Source organism: Microcoleus sp. PH2017_05_CCC_O_A, from assembly GCF_020738785.1.
Taxonomy (GTDB): Bacteria; Cyanobacteriota; Cyanobacteriia; order Cyanobacteriales; family Microcoleaceae; genus Microcoleus.
This window is the reverse complement of record NZ_JAEQCB010000047.1, coordinates 1-12,500: the sequence shown is the minus strand read 5'-3', so window position 1 is coordinate 12,500 and position 12,500 is coordinate 1. Positions and strand designations below refer to the sequence as shown.

Annotated in this window: 6 protein-coding genes, 1 rRNA gene and 1 pseudogene (1 of these 8 running past the window's edge); 5 read left to right on the top strand and 3 right to left on the bottom strand. The window is 45.7% G+C overall.

Annotated elements, in window-relative coordinates:
* Positions 1–1,753 (top strand): 23S ribosomal RNA (locus tag JGK20_RS12670); it begins 1,152 nt to the left of the window's first position.
* Positions 1,754–1,998: 245 nt separating this feature from the next.
* On the opposite strand, the gene JGK20_RS12665 is transcribed toward JGK20_RS12670, so the two are convergent.
* Positions 1,999–2,721 (bottom strand): hypothetical protein, encoded by a 723-nt coding sequence (locus JGK20_RS12665; RefSeq protein ID WP_293184974.1) that lies wholly within the window; start codon positions 2,719–2,721, stop codon positions 1,999–2,001.
* A 166-nt stretch (positions 2,722–2,887) separates the two neighbouring features.
* Positions 2,888–3,988: a peptidoglycan DD-metalloendopeptidase family protein gene (locus tag JGK20_RS12660; RefSeq protein ID WP_293230673.1), complete on the bottom strand. Its 1,101-nt coding sequence runs from the start codon at positions 3,986–3,988 to the stop codon at positions 2,888–2,890.
* A 189-nt stretch (positions 3,989–4,177) separates the two neighbouring features.
* On the opposite strand from JGK20_RS12660, the gene JGK20_RS12655 reads away from it, so the two are divergent.
* Both JGK20_RS12655 and JGK20_RS12650 read left to right on the top strand, forming a co-directional pair.
* Positions 4,178–5,497, top strand: coding sequence for an NB-ARC domain-containing protein (locus JGK20_RS12655; protein WP_293191739.1), 1,320 nt, complete (start codon positions 4,178–4,180; stop codon positions 5,495–5,497).
* Positions 5,498–5,553: 56 nt separating this feature from the next.
* The gene (locus JGK20_RS12650; RefSeq protein WP_293212282.1) at positions 5,554–7,671 is read left to right on the top strand and encodes a serine/threonine-protein kinase; all 2,118 of its coding nucleotides are present in this window, start codon (positions 5,554–5,556) and stop codon (positions 7,669–7,671) included.
* Positions 7,672–7,951: 280 nt separating this feature from the next.
* Here JGK20_RS12650 and JGK20_RS12645 read toward each other — a convergent pair whose 3' ends face one another.
* Positions 7,952–8,167 (bottom strand): hypothetical protein, encoded by a 216-nt coding sequence (locus tag JGK20_RS12645; RefSeq protein ID WP_293184968.1) that lies wholly within the window; start codon positions 8,165–8,167, stop codon positions 7,952–7,954.
* Between the two features lie 729 nt (positions 8,168–8,896).
* On the opposite strand from JGK20_RS12645, the pseudogene JGK20_RS12640 reads away from it, so the two are divergent.
* Both JGK20_RS12640 and JGK20_RS12635 read left to right on the top strand, forming a co-directional pair.
* A pseudogene (locus tag JGK20_RS12640) lies at positions 8,897–9,847 on the top strand (ABC transporter ATP-binding protein); the annotation flags it as partial.
* Positions 9,848–11,679: 1,832 nt separating this feature from the next.
* The gene (locus JGK20_RS12635; RefSeq protein ID WP_293184963.1) at positions 11,680–12,480 is read left to right on the top strand and encodes an ABC transporter permease; all 801 of its coding nucleotides are present in this window, start codon (positions 11,680–11,682) and stop codon (positions 12,478–12,480) included.
* Positions 12,481–12,500: the final 20 nt, after the last annotated feature.

Here is a 12,500-nt window from a genome sequence, read left to right as displayed (position 1 = left end):
GCGCCGAAAATGAACGGGGCTAAGCAGTCTACCGAAGCTGTGGAATAAATGATTTTTAATCATGTATTGGTAGGGGAGCGTTCCGCAACGGTGTGAAGCACTAGCGACAAGCAGGTGTGGACTGTGCGGAAGTGAGAATGTCGGCTTGAGTAGCGCAAATGTAGGTGAGAATCCTACACCCCGAAACCCTAAGGGTTCCTCCGCCAGGCTCGTCCGCGGAGGGTGAGTCAGGTCCTAAGGCGAGGCAGAAGTGCGTAGTCGATGGATAACGGGTCAATATTCCCGTACCTGACATTGTTGGTGCAGAGGGACGGAGAAGGCAATCGCCAGCCGGATGTTGGTTACCGGTTTAAGTATTCGAGGTGTTGAGAGACGGAGAAAACGTCTTGAGCTGAGGTACGAGTACGACCTCCTACGGGAGGGAAGTGGTAGATGTCAGGCTTCCAAGAAAAGCTCTAAACACCATAAGCAATGTTAGCCTGTACCCGAAACCGACACAGGTAGGGAGGTAGAGTATACCAAGGGGCGCGAGATAACTCTCTCTAAGGAACTCGGCAAAATGGCCCCGTAACTTCGGGAGAAGGGGTACCTACGCAAGTAGGTCACAGTGAAGAGTCCCAGGCGACTGTTTACCAAAAACACAGGTCTCCGCAAAGTCGTAAGACGACGTATGGGGGCTGACGCCTGCCCAGTGCCGGAAGGTTAAGGAAGTTGGTCAGGAGTAATCTGAAGCTAGCGACTGAAGCCCCGGTGAACGGCGGCCGTAACTATAACGGTCCTAAGGTAGCGAAATTCCTTGTCGGGTAAGTTCCGACCCGCACGAAAGGCGTAACGATCTGGGAGCTGTCTCGGAGAGAGACTCGGCGAAATAGAATTGTCTGTGAAGATACGGACTACCTGCACCTGGACAGAAAGACCCTATGAAGCTTTACTATAGCCTGGAATTGTGTTCGGGCTTCGCTTACGCAGGATAGGTGGGAGGCTATGAAGTTCTGCTTGTGGGCAGAATCGAGCCAACGGTGAGATACCACTTTAGCGAGGCTAGAATTCTAACCCTTACCCGTTATCCGGGAAGGAGACAGTTTCAGGGGGGTAGTTTGACTGGGGCGGTCGCCTCCTAAAAGGTAACGGAGGCGCGCAAAGGTTCCCTCAGGCTGGTTGGAAATCAGCCATAGAGTGCAAAGGCATAAGGGAGCTTGACTGCAAGACCTACAAGTCGAGCAGGGTGGAAACACGGTCTTAGTGATCCGACGGTGCCGCATGGAAGGGCCGTCGCTCAACGGATAAAAGTTACTCTAGGGATAACAGGCTGATCTCCCCCAAGAGTCCACATCGACGGGGAGGTTTGGCACCTCGATGTCGGCTCATCGCAACCTGGGGCGGAAGTACGTCCCAAGGGTTCGGCTGTTCGCCGATTAAAGCGGTACGTGAGCTGGGTTCAGAACGTCGTGAGACAGTTCGGTCCATATCCGGTGCAGGCGTAAGAAGATTGAGAGGAGTCCTCCCTAGTACGAGAGGACCGGGAGGGACGCACCGCTGGTGTACCTGTTATCGTGCCAACGGTAAACGCAGGGTAGCCAAGTGCGGAGTGGATAACCGCTGAAAGCATCTAAGTGGGAAGCCCACCTCAAGATGAGTCTTCTCATGGAGTTATCCAGTAAGGTCACGGGCAGAACACCCGTTGATAGGCGTTAAGTGGAAGTCCTGAGAGGGATGAAGCTGAGGCGTACTAATAGACCGAGGGCTTGACCTCTCTGATTTGATGGTAATTGGTGGCACCACTCCGATTCCATCCCGAACTCGGTTGTTAAACGCTGCGGTGGCGAAGATATTTGGCGGGTCACTGCCTGAGAAAATAGCTCGATGCCTGGTTTATTTTACATAACTCCAGATCCTTTCTGAATACCAGATTGGGGCTTGTGTTTTTTTGTAGTGTTAAGGGGCCGTGCGCATTCGGAAAGAGAGAGAATGAAGGTCACTATCACAGACAAAAACCAATTATCCGGACATAATATCAGAGTTTATTTGAGCAATTTCTCTGGCGAGCGATCGCACTGTTGGGAATCCCTTCCTCCTCCAAAAAGAGTGAATGGTTTGGGTATTGATATTCAACTGTCGCGCGATCTCGCTTAGTTTTTCTGGCGACTGGTGCAAAAACATTTTTTTAGCAATAATTTGACAGTTGCAGTCGGGACGATTTTTAGGATAACACTTTCGCAGTTTAGCTTCGGGAGCTCGATTAATGTATTGCGCGATCTTTCGTGCTAAACTTTTGTTTTCCTCAGCTTCAAGCGGTTCGATATAAGCGTCAATACTGCCCAAACATGGGTGGTAAAATTGGCTGCGTTCTCTAACATCTAGGGAAACCATATTTTTGGGTTTTGCAGCGTATAAATCTCTAATTCGATACCGGAGATTACCGTTAATCCAAGTCACGAAACTGTCTCGAATCGGAGAACTGCGGGGATGAAAATTGTGAAGGTTATTGTCTAACCATTCCCAAGTTTTATTTACCGCTTCTAAATAATAGGGATGAGAACTTTTTGACAATTTTGGCAAGCGTTGCACTTTCAGCAACAATCGCTCCATTGATTTTCGACGCTGCAAACTATCGCGAGGTTGCGAGCAAATAGTTAAAATGAGTTGACACAGTTGTTCATCTTGGGGAGTGCGATCGGAATATTGTTCTAGTGCTGCTGTCAATTTACTTATGCGCTCCATCACAGTCCTCCTAGTAAACGAACCTCTATTTAAGGTTGTCAAAAATCAGGGCTAAGTTGCCAAGGATTTAAGATGATTTCATACAAGCGATCGCTTGTATGAAATCTTGGGCGATCGCTCTTTTACCTTCGATATTAATGGTGAGAAGAAATCAAGAAACTCAACATCAGACAAATTTGAAATCAACTCTTCCCGTTCGGGCAGTTAAGCTCAAGTCTGTTACCCCCTGAACAATACCAATCCTATCTGCGTTTTTCAAGGAAATTATGGTATCAGAACCCTGACGGATTAACTGATAGTCGTTAGCGCTTCCTTTGAGTTGGATGTAGTCATCTCGAGTTGAATAATCTGTAATAATTGCATTACCGTCACCTTGATAGAAAACTCCTTGTCGTGCATTGCCAAGTACAAAAGTATCTGCACCAGCTCCACCCGTTAAAGTGTCAAATTCGCGACTGACATAACTGGCATAGCCGTCAAGGTAATCATTTCCATTGCCGCCAATGAGGGAATCATTGCCCGCTTCGCCGTACAGGCTATCATTGCCACCCAAACCGATTAAAGTATCGTTGCCGGCTCCTCCACTAATGCGATCGTCCCCTTCTGTGCCCCTTTTTGTGTTTACAGGAACACCGCCACCATTTTTCGACTCCGAGTAGGCTTGAAGTGGACTCATTGTATTGGTTAGAACAAAATTCCGACTTCCTTTTGTTTGATAGGGAATTCCACCAATAATACTAGAATCAAAAGGTGAAGTTTGAACCTCTATGTGGAGATGAGTGTTCCCACTTTGGTTTTTCACTGTACCGATCGCATCTCCAATATTCACAGAATCTCCAGCTTTCTTGCTGGTTTGGATGTGACCATATATCCAGCGCTTTCCATCATTACCTTCTACAGTCACAAATTGCCCAGTTGCACCATAAGATACAACATTAATGATTTTTCCCGGAACTACCGCTGAGACATTTATGTTCGCACCAACTGCATAATCAATCCCAGCGTGGGAGACATTATTACCATTGTAGGGATTGCCATTAGCACCGCTGTATTCGTAGGCATAACCAGCACTCATTGGGGCGGAGAATCCAACCAGTTTTTGAGACAATTCCCTAGAGAGTTGTTTCACTTCTGGTGAGGCTTCTTTGATATTGGTAAGCTTACCACCTGTACTGGAATTATCGTCAAATTGCCAGCCATCTCCACTTTGTAAATCCCACTGTTGGTCGGTTGTCGGTAAAGGCACAATCGTTACTCCTGTTTTCATCGATTGACTTGACATTTACTATGTTGTTTCAAAACCAATAATTTTTCAGTCTGGTAAAGTGGGTTGTTTCACAGCTCAATTTTGTCGATAAAAGTCGCTTTTGGCTGAGTTGGTCGGCAAGAGTTGGAAAAAGTAGGACGATCGGAAAATGGGTTATACTGAAGTATGATTTTTGCATAACTCCCAAATATGAACGTTGACACTGCGTTAGAACTTGCAGAGGCGTCTTTTCATGCTCGGACGGGGAGATCCCCAACCGATCTGCAAAAAAACATATTTCGTAAGGTATTAGAAGATAAGACTTACGAGCAAATTTCCAGTGAATGTAACTGCAACCTGAGTTATGCTAAGGAGTTAGGTTCCGAATTCTGGCAACTGCTGTCATCTGCACTGGGGAAAGAGGTTAGGAAAAAAAGCTTTAAGAATATACTTGCAGAAGACGATCGCTCCTCACCAACTCTTCCGCTGCCCGAAAAATTGCCAGAATCAGCGATCGCCCGTTCTCGACAAGATTGGGGGGAAGCCCCTGATGTCTCTGTTTTCTACGGACGTACAGAAGAATTGACCGCACTGAAGCAGTGGATTGTAACAGACCGCTGCCGGCTGGTGGCACTGTTGGGCATGGGGGGAATTGGCAAAACGTCTCTGTCTGTCAAACTGGCACAAGAAATTCAAAATGATTTTGATTTCATTATCTGGCGAAGTCTCGATCGCACTCCACCCATACATACCGTCCTCAAAGACATCATCCGATTTATCTGTAGCCAAGAGGAAACAAATTTACCAGAAACACCCTCTGATGCCATCTCGCGAGCGATCGAGTGTTTAAACGCGCACCGATGTTTGGTAATAATTGATGGAGTCGAGACAATTATGGAAACAGGTTTGTTGGCTGGCAGATATCGAGACGGATATCAGGATTACGGTAGATTTTTCAAAAAAGTAGGTGAATTGAACCATAAAAGCTGCTTGGTATTGACAACTTCAGAAAAATCTATCGACATTTCATTATTAGAAAATCGAACTCGCCTTGTTCGCTCTCATAAAGTGAGTGGCTTGAAAAATGAACCCGCACAGCAAATTCTTCTCGAACGAGGGTTAGTAAAAGAAAAAGAATGGAATGATTTTATTGAAAGGTACGAAGGAAATCCTTTAGCACTATGGATGATTTCAGCAACAATTATCACTTTATTTGCTGGTAAAACTTCTGATTTTCTCAGAACAGGTACGATTTTTATAGGAGGTCAAATAGAGGTAGTTTTATCCCAGATGTTTGAACGTGTAACTGATTTAGAAATAAAAGTAATGTGTCAATTAGCTATACTTAACAAATCTGTTGACTTTAATCAATTGCGATCGGAGATTTCGTCAGATATATCTAGCTCAACATTAATGAATGCTTTGGAGTCATTAAGTTGGCGATCGCTGATCGAAACCGAAATCGGTCAAGACTTGTTTAGGCTACAGCCTGTAATTAGGAAATATGTTATTAATCATTATTGTATGTAACAAATAACAATTTTTAGGTCGTACTCTGAAATCTTTGATTTTCCCGAAAGCCTATAGTGTGCTTTGTTAGCGTTCCCCTCATTCTCGATCGCCCTGAAACCCTGCTCCTACGCTTTTGGCGATCGAAAACTGTCCGAAGAGTTGAAATAAAGCATATTTTATTTGCCATGCTTCAGCCTGGATTGATACTTCAAAATCGCTATCGTATTGTGCAAGAGTTAGATTTGGATACTCCCGGAGGATTTGGCAAAATCTTTGATATTGTTGAGGAGCGAGGGACGCCAAAAATTCTCAAAGTTCTGCATTTTGAGAATTGTTCAAACTTGCAGGAAAAACAAATAGCAGTATCCCTGTTTGAGCGAGAGGCTCATGTCTTAATACGACTAGATCATCCAGGAATTCCTAAAGTAGAACCCGACGGATATTTTCTCTATCAAGAAGGAGGAAACACGCTTTACTGTCTAGTGATGGAGAAAATTTACGGTCATAATTTGCAGCAGTGGCTAAAGCAGATAGATTATCAACCCATCAGCCAACAACAAGCAATTAATTGGTTAAAGCAACTGGTAAATATTCTAGCTTACTTGCATCAGCAGCATTATTTTCACCGAGATATTAAGCCAGCAAATATCATATTAAAACCTGACGGTCAACTGGTGTTAATCGACTTTGGAGCAGTGCGGATAATCACAAACACTTACCTTTCAAAAATTGCGGACGAGAATGAGGGGGAAGTTACAAAGATATATACCAAAGGCTACGCTCCGTTCGAGCAAATAAAAGGCAAAGCGCTGCCTCAATCCGATTTCTATGCCTTGGGACGCACTTTTGTCTTTCTTTTAACCGGAAAAAATCCAACTGACCTTGAAGACGAGCTATATCAAGAGGTGATTTGGCGAGATCAAGCACCACAAATTTCGGGATTGCTGGCAGATTTAATTGATGAGCTGATGGCTTTCTATCCGAAGAATAGACCGAAAAATCCCGAAGCAATTTTACAGGCTATAGCTAAGATTGAATGCCCTAGTGAAGAAGGGTTGTCGGCAGTTCCTCCGACTGAGTTACAGGGAATTAGCCCGCTGAATACTGAAAGAAAGTGGCTGAAGTCATTTGCTAAAACTAAGAAAGCATTAGTCGGAATTGGAATAACAGCATTTGCCTGCGTCAGTGTATTAATTTTACCTAAATTTGTTCCTTTACAAGGTCAACCTCCTGCACCTTTAAAAAATCTTTCTCTGCTCAACACCTTGAAAGGAGGTTCGGAAGTATTTGATGCAGTCACCTCAGTTGCTTTTAGCCCTGACGGACAGACCCTTGTCAGAGGTAGTTACGATGAACCGATCGAACTTTACAATTGGCGTACAGGGAAAGTCATTAAAAAACTATCTAGAGCTTCATCAAAGCTTTGGTCGGTTGCAATCAGTCCGGATGGAAAATTGCTGGCTACCGGGCCGCAACTGGAGGAGGATGTGAAAAATGAGAAGGACACAACAATTAAGTTGTGGAATCTAGATACTGGGATGCTTTTGGGCACTCTCAAAGGTCATTATAGCGATGTTAGATCGATTGCTTTTAGCCCGGATGGTCTGACCATCGCTAGTAGCAGCCATGACAAAACAATCAAACTGTGGCGTGTTAACACAGGAGAGCTGCTTTATACTTTTTACGGACACACTAACAACGTTACTTCGGTCGCTTTTAATCCTGATGGCAAAACCCTTGCTAGCGGCAGTGACGATCTGACTATTAAGTTGTGGAGTCTGAATAGTAGGAAATTAATTCGCACTCTTAAAGGACATTCAGCGCAAGTTTTGTCTGTCGCTTTTAGTCCTGACGGTCAAACCCTTGTTAGCAGTAGTGGCTGGAACGAAGTTAGCCGTATTGCTGAAAATAGTATTAAACTGTGGAATCCGAAAACAGGGGAATTGCAGCGCACTCTTACTGGACATCTAAGTTGGGTTTGGTGTCTGGCTATCAGCCCGGATGGGAAAACTCTGGCAAGCGGCAGTTATGATAGCTCCATTAGACTTTGGAACCTGCATACTGGCGAATTATTGCAAACTCTCACCGGACATTCAAATTCGGTTTATTCTGTTGCTTTTAGCCCCGATGGGCAGACTCTTGCCAGTGGCAGTCCAGATAGTTCTGTTAGGATTTGGAGTATTCCCCGTTAATAAAGCTTAGGAATGAGAATTAAATAACTTACAATTTTTATTGTTCTTGTGGGATGGGCCAGAAGAGCCCGTCCAGAAAAGACGGGTTCTTCTGGCCCATCCCACAAATATGTGTAAGTTATTAAATTTTCGTTCCTTAGTAGCAGCAAGCAAGTTTGTTGGTGAATCGATCTACCAATTAAGTTCTACAAACAGAGGATTGGACTGAAAAAAGACTATTCTTTTATGCCCAATCCTCAACTATCTAAAAACAGCAGTCACTCGATAGCTGCTAATTATCCTATCTACGACCACCGCGAGTAGGACGGCTACAGCTACTACAACCTCTGCTAGTGCAACCACAGGCAATTAGCTGCTGCGATCGCTCTTGTGCCTGCGATTGTGACAACTCTCTGTTTGTTTGGGCGCTTGCTGCTGCTAGAGAAGGTGCGACATCTACGGCAATTATCGCTCCTGAGAGAACCAGTAAACCAAAACTCAAAAATCCAAAACGCATTGATTAACTCCCTTTTTCACTTGATTAACTTAACCTATTCATATGATGTCAGGGAAGCCCAAATTTTTCAGTATAGAAAAGTCGGCACTTTTGTAGCCCCCTTGAGTTGGAAAAAGTCGGGTTTAGCAGGCTGGGGGTTGGAAAGAAGTCTGTGGAAGAAGACGGGGCAGAAGAAGGCATCGCTTACTAACTGTTCGTAGCATGGGTTTTTTAAAGTGAAATTATGCTTGGCTTCGATCATTCATAAGACGGTACGGTTAACTTAAGAGATGACAACAGGGAAAACTCATGAAAAATAGACACTGCGATTGCTTCGTTCCTCGCAATGACAATCTTAAGTGAACCGTATTGATTCATAAGACGGTACTTTGACAGATTTTGCGGTTCTCTTGTAACGCGATCGCCCGCCATACGATCCAAAGCGGGGAGAATGACCACAACAAAATTCACTTTTTTCTTTGTGGAACAAGCATCTTGCCTGTTTTTATGTGAGAATTTTCCAACCAGCAACAGCAAGCTCAACGCTAGCCGGCGCCAGACGATCGACCTAAAACAAGTGTCCCGCTTCCAAGTACAATCATCAGTTGTGATAGATTGGGTTTCTGGCAGGCTAATGTGAGAAATCGGCTCTAACCCACCTGTGGTTGTGGAACAGGCGTCCGACCTGTGGTTGGCGGAGTCAATCTCAAATCTCAAATCTCAAACCTAAAATCGACATGACTTTGACAAATGATTGAAGTAGAACACTTAAGCAAAACTTACGGTTCGACCGCAGCGATCGCGGACGTGTCTTTTTCGGTCGAAGCAGGAGAAATACTCGGGTTTTTGGGGCCCAACGGCGCCGGCAAAACCACAACCATGCGGATTTTGTCGGGATATTTGCCGGCATCCAGCGGTACCGCCCGGATCGCTGGCCTCGACGTTCACGAAAATTCGATGGCTGTCAGACAGCGGATCGGCTATCTTCCGGAAAACCCGCCGCTTTATCCAGAAATGAGCGTGGAAGGGTTTCTATTTTTTGTGGCGCGGATCAAGCAAGTCCCTGCAGGCGATCGCGCCCGACGTGTCACATCCGCGATCGAACGCTGCGGCCTGGTTGATAAACGCAAAGTTTTAATCCGCAAACTTTCTAAAGGATTTCGGCAACGAGTTGGTATTGCACAGGCGATCGTCCACGATCCCCCCGTCATTATCCTGGACGAACCAACCGTCGGCCTCGACCCGCGACAAATCATCGAAGTCCGCAACTTAATCAAAAGTCTTGCAGGCGAACACACTATTATCCTTTCTACCCACATTCTGCCGGAAGTCAGCATGACTTGCAGCCGCGTCACCATCATCAATCGCGGTCAAATCGTCGCCGCTGGTACTCCCGAACGTTTGATGGGAGAGTTGGCCACCGGGGAAGGTTACGAAGTCGAAGTCGAAGGTGAGGCGGATTTGCTCAACAGTCTGCTGTTGCCTTCTTTGGAAAATGTGCGGGGAGTTCGATCGATCGAATTGATTCCCAGCCAGCAATTTTTAGCCAGTCGCTACCGCCTGCGGGCAGAATGCGAATCGGAGGTGGAACCAGGACGAGAAATCGCCGCAGCTATTATCGCCTCAGGATTCGGACTCTGCGAAATGCGCCGCAATCGCGCTACTTTGGAAGATGTGTTTTTACGGCTGACAGCGGCCCAAAAGAAACCGGAAGAAAGTCTGGTTCACAGCGAACCCGAGGTCGATCGCAATCTACAAGCAGCGACAGAAATTCAAGACTCGATCGCCGACTCTCATCAATCGGAATCAGCACCGATTGTGGAAAATCTAGTTTCAGATAGGCAAGAATCTCTCTATGATGCTCATCCAGTATCCGACGAACCAGTTTTAGAAACACTAGAATCTCTCTATGATGCTCATCCAGTATCGGACGAACCAGTTTTAGAAACACTAGAGTCAGATAGGCAAGAGTCGCTCTATGATGCTGAATCAGTATCAGAACCAGTTGTAGAAACTGTAGAGTCGATCGCACATTCTGAATCAGTATCAGAACCAGTTGTAGAAACAGTGGAGTCGATCGCACATTCTGATTCAGGATCAGAACCAGTTGTAGAAACTGTAGAGTCGATCGCACATTCTGAATCAGTATCAGAACCAGTTGTAGAAACAGTGGAGTCGATCGAGCATTCTGAATCAGTATCAGAACCAGTTGTAGAAACAGTGGAGTCGATCGAGCATTCTGATTCAGGATCAGAACCAGTTGTAGAAACAGTGGAGTCGATCGCACATTCTGATTCAGGATCAGAACCAGTTGTAGAAACAGTGGAGTCGATCGCACATTCTGATTCAGGATCAGAACCAGTTGTAGAAACTGTGGAGTCGATCGCACCTTCTCATTCAGGATCAGAACCAGTTGTAGAAACTGTGGAGTCGATCGCACATTCTCAACCAGAACCGATTGTAGACAATCGGGAAGTGGCCCAAATCCCAGAGTCGATCGAGCTTGCTGAGCCAGCATCAGAACCAGAAGCGGAAACAGTAGAGTCGCTTTATGATTCTCACTCAGCATCCGAAACACTTGCAGAAACATCAGAGACAATCAATGATATAGAACCAGAAATGCAACCTGTTGCAGAATTTCTGCAAATTGTCGAAAGACAAGAGTCGAGCGAGCTTTCTCAACCAAAATCCGAACCTGTTGCAGAAATCGTAGAGTTGAGCGAACCTGTTGCAGAACCTGTTGCAGAAATCGTAGAGTCGATCGAACCAAAATCCGAACCTGTGGCCCAAATCGTAGAGTCGATCGAGCTTTCTCAACTGGAACCTGTTGCAGAAATCGTAGAGTCGATCGAACCTGTTGCAGAACCTGTTGCAGAAATCGTAGAGTTGAGCGAACCAAAATCCGAACCTGTGGCCCAAATCGTAGAATCGAGGGAGCTTCCTCAACCAAAATCCGAACCTGTTGCAGAACCTGTTGCAGAAATCGTAGAGTTGAGCGAACCTGTTGCAGAACCTGTTGCAGAAATCGTAGAGTCGATCGAACCTAAAGCCGAACCTGTTGCAGAAATCCTAGAGTCGAGCCAACCTGTTCGCGAACCTGTGACCCAAATTGCAGAGTCGATCGAGCTTCCTCAACCAAAATCCGAACCTGTTGCAGAACCTGTTGCAGAAATCCTGGAGTCGAGCGAACCTAAAGCCGAACCTGTTGTCAAAAATCGGCAAGTTAAAAAAAGGGCACAACCGAGTAGCGATTCTCAAGGAGAACAACCACCTGTCAACAGAAAGCGAAAAATAGAAAGAAAGCAACAAGAGAGCAACGACAGCGAAACACGACCCGGAGGCGACTCAGAATGAAGCAATTACCAATACCCAATTACCAGAAATAATTGGTTGAAAGCCGGAACACGAGTGACGGAGGAATTAAAATCAGACTATTCATTACTCCAATCCTCATCCTTCTAGGTAGAAGTAGCTTTCAAACTGTCAACTGTCAACTGTCAACTGTCAACTGTTGAACCATTCCCAATTCCTAAATGTTAGTAATGATTAGTAATATCATCGCCATTTACCGCAAGGAACTGCAAAGCTATTTTGCATCACCATTTGCCTATGCTATCGCAGCAGTCTTTTGGCTGATCACCGGCTACTTTTTAATCGCCATTCTCCTCGCCCCCGACGGCCTAATTCCTCAAATCACCCAGCGAGATAGAATGGGAATTACCGAACCTGCGATCGACATAGCCTATGAATTCCTGCAACTTTTTCTGCGAATCATGGGTTCCCTTTCACTGTTCGTATTACCAGCACTCTCCATGGGACTTTACGCAGAAGAACGCAAGCGCGGCACCTTAGAACTTTTAGCCACATCGCCCTTAACCAACTGGGTCGTTGCTACCGGCAAACTCCTCGGCGTTTTAACATTTTATACCACAATGTTGCTGCCACTGCTCTTCTGCGAGGCGATCGCCCTAAGTTCCTCAACCCCACCCGTACCCCCCGGCGTCGTGCTGCTAGGACACGGCGGCCTAATCTTACTAGCAGCCGGAATATTGTCCCTCGGAATGTTTATTTCATCCCTTACAGACAGCACGATTTTATCCGCCATCCTCACCTTCGCTCTAGTCTTATTTCTGTGGGTAATCGATGCAGCCGCCGTCGGTATCGGCGGGCCCTTCGGAGCAGCATTAGGACAGCTTTCACTCCTAACACATTACACTAATCTTGTCAAGGGAGTTTTTGATACTAGCAGTATAATTATCTTTGCCAGTTACATCATTCTAGGAGTATTTCTCACAGCACAGTCGATCGACGCTTTGCGATATCAGCGTTCTTAAAAACAACGGGCATGGGGCAT

Bases quoted from the DNA above. Each gene is read 5' to 3' on its own strand.
- JGK20_RS12645 (WP_293184968.1), bottom strand. From the start codon at position 8,167: ATGCGTTTTGGATTTTTGAGTTTTGGTTTACTGGTTCTCTCAGGAGCG.
- JGK20_RS12655 (WP_293191739.1), top strand. From the start codon at position 4,178: ATGAACGTTGACACTGCGTTAGAACTTGCAGAGGCGTCTTTTCATGCT.
- JGK20_RS12660 (WP_293230673.1), bottom strand. From the start codon at position 3,988: ATGAAAACAGGAGTAACGATTGTGCCTTTACCGACAACCGACCAACAG.
- JGK20_RS12665 (WP_293184974.1), bottom strand. From the start codon at position 2,721: ATGGAGCGCATAAGTAAATTGACAGCAGCACTAGAACAATATTCCGAT.
- JGK20_RS12635 (WP_293184963.1), top strand. From the start codon at position 11,680: ATGTTAGTAATGATTAGTAATATCATCGCCATTTACCGCAAGGAACTG.